Origin of the sequence: Sphingomonas sp. (assembly GCF_026460985.1) — a bacterium.
Lineage (GTDB): Bacteria > Pseudomonadota > Alphaproteobacteria > Sphingomonadales > Sphingomonadaceae > Sphingomonas.
In genome coordinates, this window is record NZ_JAPKNM010000022.1 from 1 (window position 1) to 19,409 (window position 19,409).

Genomic DNA, 19,409 nt, shown 5'->3' on the forward strand with positions numbered 1-19,409 from the left:
TGACCACGCCGGCGCAACGCCGCTACATGGACCATCTCTACGCCAAGGCGCGGGCTGACGGCATCAACGTGCCGATCTTCCACAACGATCAGGGCCGCAACGGCTATTGGGTGCCCGAGGATTCGAAGGTCGAGAAGACCGTCGCCGGCCCCAACGACATGTACGCGTTCGACGGCTATCCCGGCGGCACCTGCACGGTGAACGGCAAGCCGACCCGCGGCTCCGCCGCGCCCGACTGGGGCTATTACGGCCCCGGCGGCGCCAAGGGCGGTGCCTCCGCCTCGCCCAACACGCCGGGCTTCCTGGCGGAATTCGGCGGCGGCTGGTTCGATTATTGGGGCTCGAACGGCGGATACGAGTGCAACGCGATCCAGCGCGGCAAGCGCTTCCAGCGCGTCTTCTACGGCACCAACCTCGCCAACGGCATCCATATCCAGAGCTTCTACATGGGCTTCGGCGGGACGAGCTGGGGCTGGCTCCCCGCCCCGGTGGTGTTCACCAGCTACGACTACGGCTCGGCGCTCTCGGAGACCCGCGAAGTGCGCCCCAAGGCCGAGGAACTCAAGCAGCTCGGCGGACTGATCGCCGCGGTCCCCGATCTCGCGGGCATGATCCCCGCCGGCAAGCCCGACATCTCGTCGGACCGCATCCAGGTCTATCACAACAAGAACCCCGAGACCGACGCGCGCTTCCTGCTCGTCACCCACAAGCCCTCGAACGGCCAGACCAGCGACCGCTTCACCGTCACTGCCGACCTGCCCGACGGCCGCTACACGCTGCCGCTCCAGCTCGACGGGTTCGACGCGAAGTGGCTCGTCGCGGGCGTGAATCTAGGCGGCCAGCGCCTCGTTTATTCGACTTCCGAGCTGCAGACCCTGGTCAAGCAGGATGGCCGCGATGTCGCATTGCTCTACGGCCGCGCGGGCGAAGCCGGCGAGACCGTGCTGCGCTATGCCAGCGCGCCCAAGGTCACCGTGATCGAGGGCGGCGCGACCTCGGCGTTCGATGCGGCGAAAGGCGACCTCAAGCTAAGCTACGCGCATCGCGGCCTCACCCGCGTCCGCATCAGCGGGGGCGGCCGGCCCGATCTGCTGCTGCTGATCGGCGACGAGGCCGACGGCGCGAAGTTCTGGCACACCGACGACGTGCTGGTTCGCGGCCCGGCGCTGGTTCGCAACGCCAAATCCGCCAAGGGCAGCCTCGCCCTCACCGGCGACACGCGCGAGGCCACCCCGCTCGAAATCTGGGCGCCCGCCAATATCCGCGGCGTCACGTGGAACGGCGCCAAGGTCACGACCACGCGTACCCAATCGGGTAGCCTCGCCGCCAATGCGCCGCTCGCCGCACCCACCGACTTCGCGCTGCCCGAACTCACCGACTGGCACATCGCCCCCGGCTCGCCCGAGGCCGATCCCGGCTTCGACGATCGCGACTGGGCGAAGATCGACAACCGCGCCTATGCCAGCATCACCGCGCGCGCCGACGGCCAGCCCAACATGCTGATGGACGCCTATGGCTTCCACGAAGGCGATGTCTGGTATCGCGGCCGCTTCGCCGGCTCGCCGGATGCCCAGCGGCTCAAGCTCCACTACGGCGCCGGCGGTTCGGGGCTGGTGCAAGTGTTCCTCGACGGCAAGCTGATCGGCCAGGACGAGATCCCCGCCGGCCTGCCCCGCCCCATCACCACCGGCGCGCCGGGCTTCACGCTGCCGGACGCCGCGCGCGCGCCCGGCGAGCACGTCCTGTCGGTGATGGTGCGCAACAACGGCCATAACTGGGATCTCGACGCCGACGATTTCCACAAGGAAGCGCGCGGCCTCGTCTCGGCCTCGATCGAACCGGTCGCCGGCCCGAGCTTCGCGGTGCCGATCGCGTGGAAGATCAACGGCCGCGGCGAGGATCTTGCCGATCCGGTGCGCGGCGTCGCCAACAATGGCGGCCTCGATGGCGAGCGCCGCGGCTGGTACCTTCCCGGCTTCGACGATCGCGGCTGGAAGACTGCCTCCGTCCCTGCTGCCGAGAGCGCGGCAGGCACCAGCTGGTACCGCACCAGTTTCGATCTCGCCGTGCCGAAAGGCCAGGACGCGACGATCGGCCTCGCCTTCGGTGACACGAGCAAGCCGCGCTCGCCGGTCGCCTATCGCGTCCTCATCTTCGTCAATGGCTGGAACATGGGCCAGTTCATCGCGCATGTCGGCCCGCAGCGCGTCTTCCCGATCCCCGAGGGCGTGCTCAACCATCGCGGCCGCAACCACATCGCGCTCGCCGTGACATCCGACGGCGCCCCCGGTAACGCGCTCGAGCAAGTGAAGCTCGTGACGCTCCGCAACGTCCGCGGCGGCATCCCCGTCCGCACGGTCGCTGCGCCCACCACTCCTTCCGAACTCAAGCAGGTAGACTGATGGCCGCCCTCACCCACGACATTCCGCGCAGCGAGATCACTTCGAAGATCGACCTGCTGATGGACAACCTCGTCAATATCAAGGACGAGACCGGCGAATTCCTCCTCCATCTCGAGGATGGCCGGATCATCGACACCAAGGGCTGGGCCGGCTGGGAATGGACGCACGGCGTCGGCCTTTTCGGCATGTGGCGCTATTACGAGCAGACCGGCGACGACAAGGCGCTGCACATCATCAAGCAGTGGTTCGAGGACCGCTTCGCCGAGGGCACGCCGACCAAGAACATCAACACCGTCGCGCCGTTCATCACGCTGGCATACCTGTACGAGCAGGAGCCCGACCCGCGCTACATCCCCTATCTCGACACCTGGTGCGAATGGCTGATGGCGAAGGACGGCCTGCCCAAGACCGAGGAAGGCGGCTTCCAGCACATCGTCTATAACGACGAGAATCCCGGCGAGATGTGGGACGACACGCTGATGATGTCGGTGCTGCCGCTCGCCAAGATCGGGCTGCTGCTGAACCGGCCGCACTATGTCGAGGAGGCCAAGCGCCAGTTCCTCGTCCACATCAAATATCTGTTCGACAAGAAGACCGGCCTCTGGTTCCACGGCTGGGATTTCAACGGCCGGCACAATTTCGCCGAGGCGCTCTGGGCGCGCGGCAATTGCTGGGTGACGATCGCGATCCCCGAGATCGTCGAGATCCTCGATCTGCCCGAAGGCGACGCCTTCCGCACCTTCCTGATCGACACGCTCGCCGCGCAGGTGAAGACCCTTGCCGAGACGCAGGACGCGAGCGGGTTGTGGCACACGCTGGTGATGGACCCGAGCTCGTACCTCGAGGCCTCGGCCACCGCGGGCTTCGCCTATGGCATCCTGAAGGCGGTCCGGAAGGGCTACCTCCCCCGCCAATACGAGGCGGTCGGCATCAAGGCGGTGCGCGGCGTGCTGGCGAACATCGACGAAACCGGCGAGCTCCAGCAAGTGAGCTTCGGCACCGCGATGGGCGACACGCTGCAATTCTACAAGGACATCCGCCTCACCTCGATGCCATACGGACAGAGCCTCGCGATCTGCGCGCTGGGCGAGTTCCTGCGGACCTATATCTGATGCTGCGGGCGGCACGATCTATCCTCCCCCGCCAGGGGGAGGTGGCATGCGCAGCATGACGGAGGGGGAGGAAGCAAGCCGGGAGGTTTGGGCTTCCTCCCCCTCCGTCGCCTTCGGCGACACCTCCCCCTGGCGGGGGAGGATTTGGGTCCGCGCGTTGCACGCATTGGCGCTGAGCCTCTTCCTGCTCGCCCTCCCCGCCCGCGCCCAGCTCGCCGACTGGATCGATACGCGCCCCGACGCCCCCGGCCTGTCGCTCGCCGGCGCAACCGTGGTCACAGCCCCCGGCGACACCGATGTCGTCGCCCTCGCCGCCGAGGACCTCCGCCGCGACCTTACGGCCGTCACCGGCAAGACCGGCGGAGGCGACCAGATCTGGGCCGGCACGATCGGCAAGAACCCCACGATCGACCGCCTGATCGCCACCGGCAAACTCGACGCGAAGCGCCTCACCGGCGCCTGGGAAAGCTTCGTCATCGCCACGGTCGAGCGCCCGGCCCCCGGCGTGCCCCGCGCGCTGGTCATCGCCGGCAGCGACCGCCGCGGCACGGCGTACGGCATATACGAGCTCAGTCGCGCGATCGGCGTCTCGCCCTGGCATTGGTGGGCCGACGTTACGCCACTCCAGCAGCCCGCCCTCCACGTCCGCCCCGGCACGCGGCGCTTCGGGCCGCCCTCGGTCAAATATCGCGGCATCTTCATCAACGACGAGGATTGGGGGATCACCCCCTGGTCGGCGACCGTCTTCGAGCCCGGCACACGCGGCATGGGTCCCAAGACCTATGCCAAGGTCTTCGAGCTGCTGCTGCGGCTGAAGGCCAACACGCTCTGGCCGGCGATGCACAAGATCAGCCCCGCCTTCAACGCCGACCCCGAGAATGCGAAGCTCGCCGACCGCTACGCCATCGTGATGGGTTCGTCCCACGCCGAGCCGATGCTGCGCAACAACGTCGGCGAATGGACCGCCGACCCGCACGATTACGACTATGGCAAGCATCCCGATCAGGTGCGCGCCTATTGGGAGGAGCGCGCCCGCACCAACGGCGGATATGAGAGCATCTGGACGCTCGGCATGCGCGGCATCCACGACAGCGGGATGCAGGGCGCGGACGACATGCCGACGCGCCGGAAATTCCTAGAGAGCATCTTTGCTGACCAGCGCGCGATGCTCGCCCGGCACGTCTCTCCGCAGGTCGAGCGCGTGCCCCAGGTGTTCACGCCGTACAAGGAAGTGCTCGACATCTACCGCGCCGGGCTCGCCGTTCCCGACGACGTCACCTTGATGTGGCCCGACGACAATTTCGGCTATATCCGCCGCTTCCCCACTCCTGCCGAGCGCAAGCGCAGCGGCGGCGCGGGCATCTATTACCACCTCTCCTATCTGGGCGCGCCGCTCTCCTATCTCTGGCTGTCGACCACCCCGCCGGCGCTGATCGCCGAGGAGATGGGCCGCGCGTTCGACCTGGGCGCCGACCGCATGTGGATCGCCAATGTCGGCGACATCAAGCCGGCCGAGCTCGCGACCGACTATTTCCTGTCGCTCGCCTGGGACGTGCCGGGCACGCGCGCGCTGGGCGTCGAGGCGTGGACGCGGCGCTGGGCCGCGGAGAATATCGATGCGGGCCAGGCGGGCGCCATCACCGACATCCTCGCCGAGCATCACCGGCTCAATTTCGAGCGACGCCCCGAGCATCTCCAATGGTATCTGCCCGGGCAGAAGGCGCGCCAGAGCCCCTGGTCGATCGCCGAGGCCGATGCGCGCCTCGGCGCATTCAGCCGTAACCTCTTCCGCCTCCACGCAATCACCGAGCGGATCCCCCAGGCGCGCCGCGAGGCCTTTTTCGAACTGCTCGGCTATCCCGTCGAGGCCGCCGCCGCGGCCAATCGCCGCTTCTTCGCCGCCGAGGCGCATGACCGGCTGCGCGACGCCGACCTGCCGCAGGCCCTGCGCCGCGGCGCCGAGGCGCGCAAGACCGATGCGCGGATCGCCGAGATGACCGAGCTGTATGGCGAACTGGCAGGCGGCAAGTGGCGCGGATTCATCGCAGTCGAACCCGCCGACGGCCAATGGAAGAGCTACCGGCTGACGCCACCGGTGCTGCCCGCCCCCGCCGCAGCCCCTGTGGTCGATCCGGTGCTGGTCGAGCCGGTCACGCCGCGCGTCGTGCAGTTCGACCTGCGCGCGGCGGCGGGAAGCTGGCGCCTGGTTCCCGGGCTCGGCCGCGGTGGGCTGGCGCTGGGATCGCGAATCGATCGCGCCGTCGCGGGCGCGGCCGCGCTCAGCCTTCCCGCCGGCAGCTGGCGCGCGATCGTCGACCTGATCCCGACCTATGCCGATGGCGACGGCGAACCGCTACGCCTGACGCTCCGCATCGACGGCAAGGCGTACCCGCTCTCGATCGCGCGCGATACCGGCAATGCCGCCTGGGCGCAGGCGGTGCTCGACAACCGGGTCTCGGTGGAGGTGCCGGGGGTGCTCGCGGGCGGCGCCCGCCGTGTCGAGCTGCTGGCGGAGAGCGGTGGGGTGCTGATCGAAGCGGTGCGCTTCGTGCCTGCCGAGCGCTAGGTAAACCAACCCGTCATCCCCGCGAAGGCTGGGATCCAGAGCCAAGCAGTACCGTTCGGGCAGAGAAACCCTGGATCCCCGCCTTCGCAGGGATGACGAAATAATATGAGTCCCCAAACCGATCCCTCTTCGTCACCCCGGCCTTGGGCCGGGGTCCACCGGGAGGCAGATCATGGACAAGATGCTCCAGCTTCTCCGGTGCGGCTTGGTGGACCCCGGAACAAGTCCGGGGTGACGAAGGAGGCTATTTCCCCTTCGCGACCTCCACCGCATAGACATGGTTCGCGCCCTCGAAGTTCGCGCGGAAGACGATCCATTTGCCGTCGGGGGTGAAGGTCATGTTGGGTTCGAGCCGGTAGTCCTGCTTGCGCATGTCCACCAGTTTCTCGGCGCCGAAGGTGCCGGGCGAGATCAGAGTCTCGGCGCCGGGCGCATGGATGCCCGCGACGTCCGGAATGTCCTTCGGGGCGAACAGGTACAGATACTTCCCGTCGGACGCGTGCGCGACCATCTCGCTGTCGCCGCCGTCGCCCGAGAAGAGCTTGCGGTCGGGCGACTGGTTGTAGTGCACCGACCATTGGTTGCGCTCGACATTGTACCAGCGCCTCTTGGCCGTAGCCAGGTCGTAGCCGGCGAGCCAGAACACTTCGCCGCGCGGGGTCTGGAGATCGTACCAGATCGTCTTGCCATCGGGCGAGAAGAACTCGTGCCCAGCGATCTCCATGTTCATCGTGCGGCTGTGGACGAGACGCTTGCCCGTGCCGTCGGCGCGGATCGTCCAGATCCGGTCGACCTTGTGCCACGGGCCCTCGTGGCAATACATGATCTGTAGCGGGTCGGCGGGCGAGAACTGGATATGGTTGAGCCAGTCGGTCGAGGCGGTGACGACTTTCCGGACGCCGGTCTTCACGTCGATCGTGAAGATCTCCATCGGGACCTTCGCCTCGAGCCGCTCGTTCAGGCGCACTTCCTTGGCCTCGGCATAGGTCATCGGCCGGCCGTCGGGCCAGTTGGCGGCATATTGCGCCTGGCCGAAGCGGCTGTTGTCGCCGGCCTTCGCGCCCGGCTGGAGCGGACGGTCGGTCGCTGCCCATTGGCCGAGCAGCAGCGTCTCGTCCGCGTTGATCGAGCCGATGAACCCTTCCTTGATCTCGGCGATCCTGCGCGTCTTGCCCGAGTCGATGTCGGCGGCGAAGATCGTCCACGGCGCGCCCTCGCGCTCGCGGGTCTGGTAATAAGCGGTGCGCGTCCTGCGGCCGGTGAAGAGCAGGATCAGCCCCTTGCCCTTGACCAAGGGCGTCACTTCCCAGCTCCTGAGGTCGACCACCGAGATCCCGCCGGGGACCGAGATCACCATCTTGTCGCCCTCGGGCGTATAGCTGTTCTGGTGGAAATAGAGGCTCGCCGAGCCGGCCTCGCGGCTGATCCGGATCACCTTGTGGCCGGTGAGCGGGTCCACCCACTGCGCCGCGGGGTCGGCCGACGCGGCTCCCGCCAGCATCAGCGCGCCCAGCGCCAGCCCCTGGCCAATCCGCCGTCCGCGCCGCATTACCTCTCTCCTGCTGACTTGATGTCGTTCCACATATCATGATAGCTGTTCAGAATATGGAGTAAAGAACGGGTGTCGGCGTAGTGCCGTACTCCCGCCAGCCGAGCCCCGGAGAGGAAACCCCCGCATGGTCAGCAGCGCCTCGGCGCCAGTCGTATCTGCGCACCGTGAGCCGCGCTGGTACAATTATTGGGGCTGGGGCTCCGGCGACATGCTGGGAGCGGGTGCGCAGGCGGTCGTCACCGGCTGGCTGTTATATTTCTTCACCACTTTCTGTAATCTGTCGGCAGCGGAAGCCGGGCTCATTCTCGGCCTGCCGCGGTTGCTCGAGGCGATCACTTGCCCGCTGATCGGCTACGTGTCCGACAATCTGCGCTACACCTGGATCGGCCGGCGCATCGGGCGGCGCAAGGTCTTCCTCATCGCCACCATTCCGCTGTTGCCCAGCTTCGCGCTGATCTTCGTCGCCGGGCACAGCTTCACTTATTATCTGCTGACATTCATCTTCTTCGAGTTCGTCTACACGATGTTCCTAATCCCGTGGGAGACGCTCGCCGCGGAGATGACCAACGATTATCGGAAAAAGGCGAAGTTCGCCGGCGCGCGGATGATCGTCGCGCAAAGCTCCGCCATCCTCGCATCCTATTTGCCGACGCTGATCATCAGCAGCCTCGGGGGCAAGGATTCGCCCAGCACCTTCCTGATCATGGGCGCCATATTCGGCGCGATCTTCAGCCTGGTCGTGCTGCTGGTGGTGATCTTCACCTGGGAACGCCCCTATACCGAAGCCGAAATGGAGGTGCGGTCAGCTCCGCTCGACCTGAAGACCGCGCTGCTGATTCCCGTCGTGATGTTCCGCGATCTGTTCTCGACGCTTCGCATCCGCGCCTTCCGTCAGCATTTGTCGATCTATCTCGGCGGCTACATCTCGCAGGATATCTTCAACACGGCCTTCCCGATTTTCGTCGTCACGGTGATGATGGGTGCGACGCTGATCATCTCGCAGCTGCTGACGATCATGTATGTGGCGCAGCTCCTCTCGGTGATGATCGCCATCAATATCGTCATACGCACCGGGCCCGTGGTCGCCTACCGCATCGCCATCAGCTTCTTCGGCGCCGGGCTGTTGCTGTTCCTCACCTTCTACTATCTCCGGCCGGTGGCCTTTGCCGCGGACCTGGGGGCGCTCGACGGCAACATGCTTTCGGCGCTGAATCCGGCGTCCGCGACGTTCAGCCCGGCGCTGATCTTCTGGCTGTTCGTGCCGATCCTGCTCGCCGGGCTCGGCCGCGGCACGCTGAATTTCGTGCCTTGGTCGGTCTATAATTACCTGCCCGACGTGGACGAGGCGGTCACGGCCCAACGACGTGAGGGCATCTTCGCCGGAGTGATGACGTTGGTGCGCAAGCTCGCGCAGTCGGCGGCGATCATCTGCACCGGTTGGATCATCGACCTTGGTGGCTATGTCTCGCCCAAGGGAGGGCCTGCCGAAGCAGTGCAACAGACTCCGCAGGCGATCGCCACCATCACCTGGCTGCTGATCCTTGGGCCGATCCTGGTCATGCTCGCCGGCCTGATCGCCTCGTGGCGCTTCCGTCTCAATGCGCAGACGCACAACGTGCTGATGGCCGAGATCGACCATTTGAGGGCCGGGGGCACAGACCCTACCTCGCCCGAGGCGCGCGCGGTCGTCGAGGATTTGTCGGGCTGGAAGTACGAGCAGCTCTGGGGCCAGAACCCCGTCACCGGGGGCCGCTGATGCTGCTCGCTGCACTGGCATTGCTCGCACAATCGACCGATCCGGTCGCGCCCGTCCCGCTGTTCCGCGATCCGGTGCACGACGGCGCGGCCGACCCGTCGATCGTCTACGATCCCGAACGCCGCGAATGGGTGATGTTCTACACCAATCGCCGTGCCGATCTGAAACTGGTCGATCCCAAGGACGTCAGCTGGGTGCACGGCACTGCAATCGGAATCGCGCGATCGCGGCGCGGCGCGCAGTGGCACTATGCGGGAACCGCGGCGATCCCCGAAAGCTGCACTGGGCCCACGCTCTGGGCGCCCGAAGTCCAGCGCTTCGGCGACACCTGGCATATGTGGATCACGGTGGTGCCGGGCGTGTTCAAGGACTGGAACGCCCAGCGCTTCCTCGTCCACCTCACCAGCCCCGATCTCCAGCATTGGGACTGCGGCGAGCGCGTCTCGCTCGATTCGGACCGGATCATCGACGCGAGCGTGCTGGCGCTGCCCCAGGGCGGCTATCGCCTATGGTTCAACGACGAGCGGATGGGCAAGGCGATCCGCTGGGCCGACAGCCCGGATCTCAAGACCTGGACCGTGCGCGGCACCGCGGTGACGACGCCGGGCGAAGGGCCCAAGGCGTTCCGCTGGCGCGGGCGCTGGTGGCTGATCAGCGACGCGTGGAAGGGCCTGCTGGTCCAGCATTCGTCGGACGGCGAGCACTGGAGTGCCCAGCCCGGCCATCTCGCCGGCAGGTCCGGCACCCGCCCGACCGATCGCGCCAAGGCACAGCATCCCGACGTGATCGTCGCAGGCGACCGCGCATATCTCGTCTATTTCGTCCATCAGTCGGGCGAGCCCGAGGCGAAGGTCGCCCGGGACTGGGGCCGGCACAGCGTGCTGCAGGTCGCGGAGCTCGTGGAAAAGGATGGCGTCCTCACCGTCGACCGCACCGCCCCGGTGTACATGCGGCTCCAACCGCCGCACCCGGCGCGCGAGAAGGTTGACCGATAGCCGCGGGTTGTGGCACCTGCCCCGCCGCTGGGCATGCGGGTATAGCACAATGGTAGTGCAGCAGCCTTCCAAGCTGAATACACGGGTTCGATTCCCGTTACCCGCTCCAGCCCTCTCAAGCGCATGACCAACGACACCTCCCCGCTCGCACTCTATGTGCATTGGCCGTTCTGCGTGTCGAAATGCCCCTATTGCGACTTCAACAGCCATGTCCGCGAGCGCGTCGACCAGGAAGCGTGGCGCGGCGCGATGCTCGCCGATCTCGCTTATGAGGCGGAGCAACTGCCCGGACGCAGGCTCGGTTCGATCTTCTTCGGGGGCGGCACACCGTCGCTGATGCCGCCCGAGACCGTCGCGGCGGTAATCAGCGCAGCCGAGCGGCATTGGGGATTCGAACCCGGCATCGAGATCACGCTCGAGGCCAACCCCTCTTCGGTCGAGGCGGCCCGCTTCGCCGATCTGGCGTCGGCCGGCGTCAATCGCGTTTCGCTGGGACTACAGGCGCTCGACGACGATGCGCTCCGCTTCCTCGGCCGCGCGCACGGCGTGGCGGAGGGGCTGGCGGCGCTGGAGACCGCGCAATCGGTGTTCGGCCGGGTCAGCTTCGACCTGATCTACGCGCGGCCCGATCAGGATCTCGCCGCCTGGGAAACCGAGCTCGCCTGGGCGATCGGCTTCGGTACCGAGCATCTGTCGCTCTACCAGCTCACCATCGAGCCCGGCACGCGCTTCGCCACACTGTTCGAGAAGGGCGAGCTCGCCGCCTATGATCCCGACGCCGCCGCAGACCTGTTCGAAGCGACCCGAGCGATCACTGCCGCGGCAGGCCTGCCCGCCTACGAGATCTCCAACCATGCCCGCCCCGGCGCCGAGAGTCGGCACAACCTGACCTATTGGCGCTACGGCGACTATGCCGGGGTCGGCCCAGGCGCGCATGGCCGGCGCGGCGGCTTCGCGACGCAGCGGCACAAAAAGCCCGAGAACTGGCTCGGCGCGGTGGCGCGCAACGGCCATGGTACACAGATCGAAGACCCGTTGACCGGGCACGAGCGCGCCGTCGAGGCGCTCGTAATGGGGTTGCGGCTGCCCGAGGGTGTCGACCTGTCGCGCATCGACAGGCTCGCGGACGGCGTCGCGCCGATCGATCGGCGGACGCTCGACCGAATGCGCGATCAGGGGCTTGTGGTAACCGAAGACGAGCGCTTGCGCGTCACCGACGCTGGGATGCCGGTGCTCGAGGCGATCCTGCGCGAGCTGGTGATCGCCTGACGCGCATCCGTCATCCCGGCGAAAGCCGGGACCTCAGGCCACGAGCGTGGCGCCAGCGGCATGCGATCCCGGCTTTCGCCGGGATGACGAGAGTTCCTCAGTTCCCGTTGAAGTTCGGCGGCGCCGGCGAGACCGTCGCCGTCGTGCCGCCGCGAATCTCCTGCACTTCGAGCGCGCGCTCGGCCACGCCGTCGCGACCGAAGCGGAACGCGCCGTCTAGGCCGGCAAAGCCCTCGCGCTCGGTGAGCCGCGCCGCGGGGAATTCCTGCCCCGGCCGCCATTCGCGCGCGATCCGCACCGTCAGCAGCACCGCGTCATAGCCCAGGGTCGAGAGCCGGTACGGCGCCGCCCCGAAGCGCGCACGATATTTGGTGGCATATTGCCGGTAGTAATTGTCCGGCACGCTGGCGAACCACGCGCCGCTCAAAGCCGCCCGGCCGCCGATCGACGAATCGGTGTTCCACAATTCGGTGCCGAGCAGCCGCGCGCCCTTGCCGGTCGCGGACCGGCGGATCAGCGGGGCCGCGGTCACCGCACCATCGGCGCTGCCGGCGAGCAGGATCGCCTGGAACGGCGAACGCCCGATCTTCGCTACCGCGCTGGCCATCGAACCCGGCCGCGCGTCATAGGTCTCCATCGCGAGCACCCGGCCGCCGGCACCCTCCACCGAGCGCAGCAGCGCAGTCGACGCGCGTTCGCCATAGAGCCCGCTCGGGATCAGCCCGGCAAAGTCCTTGATTCCCGACTTCGCGGCGAAATTGACGACGCGCTCGATCGACTGCCCCGGCACATAGCCGAGGATGAAGGTCCCGCTGCCCGCCACGCTGGCATCGTTCGAGAAGCTCAGCACCGGCACGCGCGCGCGCCGTGCGATCGGCGCGACCTCGCGCGCCTCCTCGGCGAGCAAGGGTCCGAGGATCAGCTTGTTGCCGTCGGCGATCGCCGCCGTCGCCGCCGCCGCGGCGCCGCCGGGCGCGCCGGTGTCGTAGGTGGTGATGCGCAGCACGTCGCTCTTGGTGTCGAGCACCGCGAGCTGGGTCGCGTTCTGGAGCGAGCGCCCGACCCCGGTATTGGCGCCGCTGAGCGGCACCAGCAATGCGATGCGATGGCGCTCGACATCCTGCGGCAGGCCGGGTGCGATCGGCCGCGGCGCCGTCGACGCGGGCCGGTCGGCCGGCGCCGGCCGGTCGGCCTCGGGAACCACGCGGGGTCCGCTGGCGCAGGCCGCGAGGAACAGGGTCGCGCCGATCGCCGCGGCACGCAGCATATTCCACAGGCCCGGTTGCGCTATTGCTCTCGCGTCTGCCATGATTCTCCCCGATGGATGATCTCGTTCTCGCGCCCGGCCTGTACATCGTCGCGACGCCGATCGGCAATCTCGGCGATCTCAGTCCGCGCGCTGCTCAAATACTGACGAAGGCCGATCTGGTTGCGGTTGAGGACTCGCGTGTGACAGCCGGGCTGTTCCGCCACCTCGGCGTGAAGGGGAAGATGGCGCCCTATCACGACCATAATGCCGACGCGGTTCGCCCCGGCCTGATCGCGCGCATGGCGAGCGAGGCGGTGGCCCTGGTCTCGGACGCGGGCACGCCGCTGATCTCCGATCCCGGGTTCAAGCTGGTGCGCGATGCCCGTGCCGCCGGCCATGCCGTGACGACGATCCCGGGCCCCTGCGCCGCGATCGCCGCGCTCACCCTGGCGGGCCTTCCGACCGATCGCTTCCTGTTCCTCGGCTTCCTGCCCGCCAAGCAGCAGGCGCGTGCCGAGGCGATCGCCGAGATCGCCACGGTGCGCGCGACCCTGGTGCTGTACGAATCGGGGCCGCGCCTCTCCGCTTGTCTCTCCGCGCTGGCCGAGGGCCTGGGCGACCGCGAGGCCGCGGTCGCGCGAGAGATCACCAAGCGGTTCGAGGAATGCGTCACCGATACGCTGACCGGCCTCGCGGCACGCTATGCCGATGCGCCGCCCAAGGGGGAGATGGTGGTGGTGGTCGCGCCGCCGGGCGAAGCGCCGCCGGCGAGCGAAGAGGATGCCGATGCCGCGCTTGCCGAAGCGCTGACCCGGCTGCCGCCCGCAAAGGCCGCGGGCGAAGTCGCCAAGAAGCTCGGGCTGGACCGCAAGGCCCTGTATGCCCGCGCCATGGCGCTCAAGGCTTAGGCGAACTCTTGCAAGCGCGCCGGATTCGAATCGAGCAGGAAGCTCTCGTCCGATCCGGTGAGTTCGGAAAGGCGCCGGACATAGGACTCGGCAAGCATCCGTCTGCGCTCCCTGGCATTCGCCGTGATCGCGTGACGTGCTGCAACGATTTCCTGGATAGCGCGACGCCGGTAATAGCTTTCGTTGGATTCCATAACCTTCGGCACCCCCCGGTGACGATGTGCGACCCGCCTCTCATGAGTCGGAATGATGGAGGATAACCAAAGTTATCCACAGGCGCCAAGCCCTTATGCAGGCTCTTGCAGATGAAGCGGCCTCGACGCGCGACGAGCGCCCGGAAAGCCGCGGAAAACCGGGGGCGCGAGGGCGAAAGGCGCGCCGCCTGGTGGCTCTGGCTGCGCGGCTGGCGCATCCTCGATCGCCGCGTGCGCACGCCCGCCGGCGAAGTGGATCTCGTCGTGCGCAAGGGCAACCTCGTCGCCTTCGTCGAAGTGAAGACGCGGGCGACGAGCGCCGAGCTCGACTTCGCGATCGACGAGCGGCGGCTCGCGCGGGTGGCGGCCGCGGCCGAATATCTGATGCCGCGGTTCGCCGGCCCCGGCGACGACATCCGCGTCGACGTGATCCTCATTGCTCCCCGAACGCTGCCTCGCCATATCGAGAACGCCTGGATGGGGTGACTTAGTCAAATAAGTCACCTAAGGATGCTCTCAAGGAGGCCGAATGTCGCTCACCGTTGCCGTGCAGATGGACCCGCTCGATGCGATCAACATCGCCGGCGATTCGACCTTTGCGCTGATGCTCTCCGCCCAGGCGCGCGGGCACCGGCTGTTCCATTACGCACCCGAAGACCTGAACTATGCGGACGGGCGCGTCTGGACCAAGGCGCATCCGGTCAGCGTCCAGCGCGTCGAGGGGAATCACTTCCGCTTCGACGACCCGGTGAAGCTCGATCTGGGCGAGGAGGCCGACGTGGTGCTGATGCGCCAGGACCCCCCGTTCGATCTGGGCTATATCACCGCCACCCATCTGCTCGAGCGCATCGCCGATCGCACCTTGGTGGTCAACGACCCGGCAAACGTCCGCAACGCGCCCGAGAAGATCTTCGTGCTCGATTATGCCGAGTTCATGCCGCCCACCCTGGTGACGCGCAGCCTCGACGAGGCGCGCGCCTTCCTGGCGAAGCATGGAGAGATCGTCGTCAAGCCGCTCCACGGCAATGGCGGCAAGGCGATCTTCAAGGTCGGCCGCGACGGCGCCAACCTCGCCTCGCTGATCGAAGTGTTCAACACCGCCTATCGCGAGCCGCACATGGTGCAGGCGTTCCTCCCTTCGGTCGCGGAAGGCGACAAGCGCATCGTCCTGGTCGACGGCGAAGTCGCCGGCGCGATCAACCGCATCCCGGGCGAAGGCGAGATCCGCTCCAATCTCGCGGTCGGCGGCTCGGCAGCGAAGACCGAGCTCACCGCGCGGGAGCAGGAGATCTGCGACCTTCTCGGCCCCGAGCTCAGGCGGCGCGGCCTGCTGTTCGTCGGGATCGACGTGATCGGCGGCGAATGGCTGACCGAGATCAACGTCACCTCCCCCACCGGGATCGTCGCGATCGACCGCTTCAACGGCACCGATACCGCCGCCTTGATCTGGCAGGCGATCGAGCGCCGCGTCGCCGAACGCACGGCTGATCGCGGATGACCAACTGGCTCGACTGGGGATATCTCGGCATCTTCCTGCTGATGGTGCTGGAGAATGTGATCCCGCCCGTCCCCTCCGAAGTGATCATGAGCGTGGGTGGGATCGCCGCCGGCCAGGGCAAGATGAGCTTCCTGCTGCTCGTGCTGGTCGGCACGCTCGGCTGCGCGATCGGCAATCTCTTCTGGTGGGAAGTCGGGCGGCGCTACGGCTACAAGCGGCTCAAGCCGATGGTCGACCGCTGGGGCCGCTGGCTCACCATGGACTGGGAGGATGTCGAGACGCTGCGGCGCTTCTTCGATCGCTGGGGCGGCATCACCGTCTTCGTGTTCCGCTTCATGCCGATCGGACGCACCATCATCTCGATCCCGGCCGGGCTGCTGCACATGCCCTTCTGGCGTTTCCTGCTCTACACGACCGCGGGCAGCCTGGTGTGGAACACGATCCTTGTCGGCATCGGCTTCTGGCTCGGCACCAATTTCGAGACGATCGACCATTGGATCGCGCCGATCGTGACCGGGATCGTCGCCTTCGCCTTCGCGCTCTATCTGTGGCGCGTCGTCACCTGGAAGCCCCGGGCCAAGCGCTAGTGCGGATCGACATTCAAATCCTCCCCCGCCAGGGGGAGGTGGCGCCGAAGGCGTCGGAGGGGAGGTAAGCGGCGCACTCTGCGACTGAGCGCAGTGCTTCCGCCCCCTCCGTCACGCTGCGCGTGCCACCTCCCTGGCGGGGGAGGATTGAAAATCCTCGCCCGTCTGAATGTCGATTCGCGCTAGGCCCTTGGATGGGCGTTGCGATAGACGTCGAGCAGGTGTGCGGCGTCGACCGCGGTATAGACCTGGGTCGAGCTGAGGCTGGCATGGCCGAGCAGCTCCTGCAGCGCGCGCAGATCGGCGCCGCGGCCGAGCAGGTGCGTGGCGAAGCTGTGGCGCAGCGCATGCGGCGTGGTGCGCTCGGACAACCCCAGCGCGGTCCGCGCGGAGCGTACCGCCTTGCGGATCATCCCCGGCGGCAGCGGCCCGCCCTTGGCTCCGCGGAACAGCGGCGCGTCGCGCGACACGCCATAGGGGCAGAGCCGGGCATAGTCCTCGATCGCCTCGCGTACCTGCGGGAGCAAGGGGACGGTGCGCGTCTTGGCGCGCTTGCCGGTGACGCGCATCGTGGCGCCGAGCGGCAGCACCGCGCCGGTCAGGCCCACGGCCTCGCCGATACGTAGCCCCGCGCCGTAGAGAAGGAGCAGCACCGCCCAGTCGCGGGCGCCGATCCAGGGCTCGCGCGCTTCCTCGGACACCGTCTCCGCGAGCGCGACTGCCTCGTGCGGTGCGACCGGGCGTGGGATCCCCTTCTTCACGCGCGGGCCGCGCAACCGGGGCAGCTCGGCGGTCTCGCCCACCGCGAACTTCAGGAATCCGCGCACCGCGGAGAGCTCACGCGCGGCCGAGGCGTTGGACAGCCCGTCGTTGCGGCGGTGCGCCAGGAAGGCGCGCAGGTCCGCATTGCCGATCCGCGCCAGCGTCTCGCGCGTCACCGCCTCGCCCCAATGCGACTGGAGGAAGGCGATCAGCCGGACCGCGGTCGCCTCGTACGCGCGCACCGTATGCGCCGAGCGCCGCCGGTCGCGGGCGAGATGCTGGCCGTAGAGCAGAGGCAGCGCGGGTTCGGTCACGGGAGCAGCATAGCGCTCCTTCTCCCCTCGTGGGAGAAGGAAGGGGCCCGCTGCGAAGCAGTGGGAAGGATGAGGGGGACGTCTATCAAGACACACTCCCCCTCACCCTTCCGCCGATTTCATCGGCTCCTTCCCTCTCCCACAAGGGGAGAGGGAGAAAAAGTCAGCCGATCTTCTGCCCGGTCTTCGCCCAGTCGGCCAGGAAGCCCTCGATCCCCTTGTCGGTCAGCGGATGCTTGACCAGCTGGCGGATCACCGCGGGCGGCGCGGTCATCACGTCGGCGCCGATGCGCGCGGCCTCGAGCACGTGGATCGGATGGCGGACGCTGGCGACGAGGATCTCGGTGGAGAAATCGTAATTGTCGTAGATCAGCCGGATGTCGCTGATCAGCTGCATGCCGTCGAAGCCATTGTCGTCGTGCCGGCCGACGAAGGGCGAGACGAAGGTCGCGCCGGCCTTGGCGGCGAGCAGCGCCTGGTTCGCCGAGAAGCACAGGGTCACGTTGACCATCGTGCCGTCGTCGGTGAGTGCCTTGCAGGTCTTGAGGCCGTCGATCGTCAGCGGCACCTTGACCGCGATGTTGTCGGCGATCTTCCGGACCACCTCGGCCTCGCGCATCATGCCTTCATAGTCGAGCGCGACGACTTCGGCCGACACCGGCTTGCCCGGCACGATCCGGCAGATCTCCGCGACCACTTCGAGGAAGTCGCGCCCCGCCTTGTGGATCAGCGAGGGATTGGTGGTGACGCCGTCGAGCAGCCCCGCATCGGCGAGGTCGCGGATGTCGGCGGTGTCGGCGGTATCGGCGAAGAATTTCATGGCGGTCCTCAGGCGAATCAGTAGCGCACGAGCATCAGCCGTGCGCGGGTCGCCTTAAGCTTGTTCACCGTCACGCGATAGGTGCCCGGTTGCAGCTTGTACCGCACGATCTTGCGGATCGTCGAGCATTGCGGGCCGTGGCCGTGCGCCACCGAGGCGAGCGGCTTGCCGCGCATCGGCTGCACGTCGATCCAGCCCGGCTCGCTGAGCGCGACGCCGAAGGTCCCGGCCTTGCGGATCCGCACCGTGGTCGCAAGCGTCCCGTCGCGGCCGGCGTTGAGGGTGACGGCATGTCGCGTATCGAAATCGCGCCCGTTGCGAGTCCATCCCGCCAGCTGCGCCGGCAGCCGGGCGTCGAAGCTGCGGCATTGTTGTGGAATGGCGATCGTGAGCGCGAGCGCAGTGAGCAACATGGCCCTTCCCCCCTTTTGACGCCGGCTCCTGCCGGCGTGGAACATAATAGGCACATCCGCGCCTCGTCGCAACTGCGGGGCAATGCGACGAATTGGTGACATTGTTGCCATATCATTGCTAAGGCCGCGCCCAATCGGCCTGTTTCCAAGGATATCGATCTTGCCGCGCCTTCCCCTATTCTCGGCAGTCCTGCTGCTCGCGCCCGCCGCCGCCCATGCGCAGCAGGTCGACGAGCAATTGTGGCTGCAGACCAACGCCACGGTCACGATCGGCGCGCGCGAGAAGGTCACGCTGGAAGGCATCGGCCGTTTCAGCGATCGCGCCGAGGGCTTCTCGCATGCCGAGCTCGGCGCGCTGTTCACCCACACGACCGCGGGCGGCATCGAGCTGTCGATCGGCTATCGGCATGTCGAGGATTGGAACCGCGGCGTGGCGCTGCCGAACGAGGAACGCTTGCGGCAGATGGTGCTGGTGCCGTTCGGCGGCGGCTTTTCGGGCAGGCTGCGGCTCGAAGAGCGCTTCAACAGCAGCGGCGGCGGAATCGGCGTGCGGGTGCGCCCGCGGCTCGGCTTCGATACCCCGCTGAACGACAAGGGCCTCAAGCTCTTCGCCACGCAGGAGCATTTCCTCAACCTCAACACCACCAGCTGGGGCCAGCAGGGCGGTTACGAACGCATGCGCAACGCAGCCGGTCTCTCATTCGGGCTCGGCGGCAAGCTGCGCGGCGAGGTCGGCTATCTCAACCAGTACCGCTTTGGCCGCGGCGGCCGCCGCGGCCAGATGGATCACGCCGCCACCTTCACACTGTCGTTCAACGTCGCCAGCATCGGTGACAGCGGCGACTAGGGCGTATCGACATTCAAAATCCTCCCCCGCCAGGGGGAGGTGGCGCCGAAGGCGTCGGAGGGGGAGGTAGGCAGTGCACTCTCCAAGTGAGCGTAGTGGTTCCGCCCCCTCCGTCACGCTGCGCGTGCCACCTCCCCCTGGCGGGGGAGGATTGAAAGTCCTCGC

The 19,409-nt window shown here is 67.5% G+C and carries 17 protein-coding genes and 1 tRNA gene; 12 read left to right on the top strand and 6 right to left on the bottom strand.

Annotated features, from left to right (window positions below):
- From MT490_RS04515 to MT490_RS04525, 3 genes are all read left to right on the top strand, one after another.
- A partial coding sequence (locus tag MT490_RS04515; protein WP_297384648.1) for a beta galactosidase jelly roll domain-containing protein occupies window positions 1-2,402 on the top strand: 2,402 nt, incomplete at its 5' end.
- Window positions 2,402-3,514 (top strand): glycoside hydrolase family 88 protein, encoded by a 1,113-nt coding sequence (locus MT490_RS04520; protein WP_297384650.1) that lies wholly within the window; start codon window positions 2,402-2,404, stop codon window positions 3,512-3,514. The genes MT490_RS04515 and MT490_RS04520, both read left to right, overlap by 1 nt.
- Before the next feature lie 166 nt (window positions 3,515-3,680).
- A complete protein-coding gene (locus MT490_RS04525) occupies window positions 3,681-6,080 on the top strand; it encodes a glycosyl hydrolase 115 family protein (RefSeq protein ID WP_297384652.1) in 2,400 nt (799 codons plus the stop codon).
- Window positions 6,081-6,324: 244 nt separating this feature from the next.
- Here MT490_RS04525 and MT490_RS04530 read toward each other — a convergent pair whose 3' ends face one another.
- A complete protein-coding gene (locus tag MT490_RS04530) occupies window positions 6,325-7,629 on the bottom strand; it encodes an oligogalacturonate lyase family protein (RefSeq protein WP_297384655.1) in 1,305 nt (434 codons plus the stop codon).
- Between the two features lie 127 nt (window positions 7,630-7,756).
- Between MT490_RS04530 and MT490_RS04535 the strand changes: the two genes are divergently transcribed.
- From MT490_RS04535 to hemW, 4 genes are all read left to right on the top strand, one after another.
- Window positions 7,757-9,388: an MFS transporter gene (locus tag MT490_RS04535; protein WP_297384657.1), complete on the top strand. Its 1,632-nt coding sequence runs from the start codon at window positions 7,757-7,759 to the stop codon at window positions 9,386-9,388.
- On the top strand, window positions 9,388-10,383 hold the full coding sequence (locus tag MT490_RS04540) for a glycoside hydrolase family 43 (RefSeq protein ID WP_297384660.1): 996 nt from the start codon (window positions 9,388-9,390) through the stop codon (window positions 10,381-10,383). Before MT490_RS04535 ends, MT490_RS04540 begins: the two co-directional genes overlap by 1 nt.
- A 35-nt stretch (window positions 10,384-10,418) precedes the next feature.
- Window positions 10,419-10,492 (top strand) — tRNA-Gly (locus tag MT490_RS04545).
- 14 nt (window positions 10,493-10,506) lie between these two features.
- Window positions 10,507-11,652, top strand: coding sequence for a radical SAM family heme chaperone HemW (gene hemW / locus MT490_RS04550; protein ID WP_297384661.1), 1,146 nt, complete (start codon window positions 10,507-10,509; stop codon window positions 11,650-11,652).
- A gap of 97 nt (window positions 11,653-11,749) precedes the next feature.
- Here hemW and MT490_RS04555 read toward each other — a convergent pair whose 3' ends face one another.
- The gene (locus MT490_RS04555) at window positions 11,750-12,961 is read right to left on the bottom strand and encodes a penicillin-binding protein activator (RefSeq protein WP_297384662.1); all 1,212 of its coding nucleotides are present in this window, start codon (window positions 12,959-12,961) and stop codon (window positions 11,750-11,752) included.
- 11 nt (window positions 12,962-12,972) lie between these two features.
- Between MT490_RS04555 and rsmI the strand changes: the two genes are divergently transcribed.
- The gene (rsmI, locus tag MT490_RS04560; RefSeq protein WP_297384663.1) at window positions 12,973-13,809 is read left to right on the top strand and encodes a 16S rRNA (cytidine(1402)-2'-O)-methyltransferase; all 837 of its coding nucleotides are present in this window, start codon (window positions 12,973-12,975) and stop codon (window positions 13,807-13,809) included.
- Here the strand turns inward: rsmI and MT490_RS04565 are convergent.
- The gene (locus tag MT490_RS04565; RefSeq protein ID WP_297384664.1) at window positions 13,806-14,003 is read right to left on the bottom strand and encodes a hypothetical protein; all 198 of its coding nucleotides are present in this window, start codon (window positions 14,001-14,003) and stop codon (window positions 13,806-13,808) included. The genes rsmI and MT490_RS04565 overlap by 4 nt on opposite strands.
- 111 nt (window positions 14,004-14,114) lie before the next feature.
- On the opposite strand from MT490_RS04565, the gene MT490_RS04570 reads away from it, so the two are divergent.
- The 3 genes from MT490_RS04570 to MT490_RS04580 are packed head-to-tail and all read left to right on the top strand — an operon-like array spanning window position 14,115 to window position 16,088.
- Window positions 14,115-14,489 (top strand): YraN family protein, encoded by a 375-nt coding sequence (locus MT490_RS04570; protein ID WP_297384665.1) that lies wholly within the window; start codon window positions 14,115-14,117, stop codon window positions 14,487-14,489.
- Between the two features lie 43 nt (window positions 14,490-14,532).
- A complete protein-coding gene (gene gshB, locus MT490_RS04575) occupies window positions 14,533-15,501 on the top strand; it encodes a glutathione synthase (RefSeq protein WP_297384667.1) in 969 nt (322 codons plus the stop codon).
- The gene (locus MT490_RS04580) at window positions 15,498-16,088 is read left to right on the top strand and encodes a DedA family protein (protein WP_297384669.1); all 591 of its coding nucleotides are present in this window, start codon (window positions 15,498-15,500) and stop codon (window positions 16,086-16,088) included. The genes gshB and MT490_RS04580 overlap by 4 nt, the downstream gene beginning before the upstream one ends.
- A 182-nt stretch (window positions 16,089-16,270) precedes the next feature.
- On the opposite strand, the gene MT490_RS04585 is transcribed toward MT490_RS04580, so the two are convergent.
- The 3 genes from MT490_RS04585 to MT490_RS04595 form a co-directional block, all read right to left on the bottom strand.
- Window positions 16,271-17,164: a tyrosine recombinase XerC gene (locus tag MT490_RS04585; RefSeq protein ID WP_297384671.1), complete on the bottom strand. Its 894-nt coding sequence runs from the start codon at window positions 17,162-17,164 to the stop codon at window positions 16,271-16,273.
- A gap of 163 nt (window positions 17,165-17,327) precedes the next feature.
- On the bottom strand, window positions 17,328-17,984 hold the full coding sequence (fsa, locus tag MT490_RS04590; RefSeq protein ID WP_297384673.1) for a fructose-6-phosphate aldolase: 657 nt from the start codon (window positions 17,982-17,984) through the stop codon (window positions 17,328-17,330).
- A 17-nt stretch (window positions 17,985-18,001) separates the two neighbouring features.
- On the bottom strand, window positions 18,002-18,397 hold the full coding sequence (locus MT490_RS04595) for a hypothetical protein (protein WP_297384675.1): 396 nt from the start codon (window positions 18,395-18,397) through the stop codon (window positions 18,002-18,004).
- Between the two features lie 160 nt (window positions 18,398-18,557).
- On the opposite strand from MT490_RS04595, the gene MT490_RS04600 reads away from it, so the two are divergent.
- On the top strand, window positions 18,558-19,244 hold the full coding sequence (locus MT490_RS04600; RefSeq protein WP_297384676.1) for a DUF2490 domain-containing protein: 687 nt from the start codon (window positions 18,558-18,560) through the stop codon (window positions 19,242-19,244).
- Window positions 19,245-19,409 lie beyond the last annotated feature (165 nt).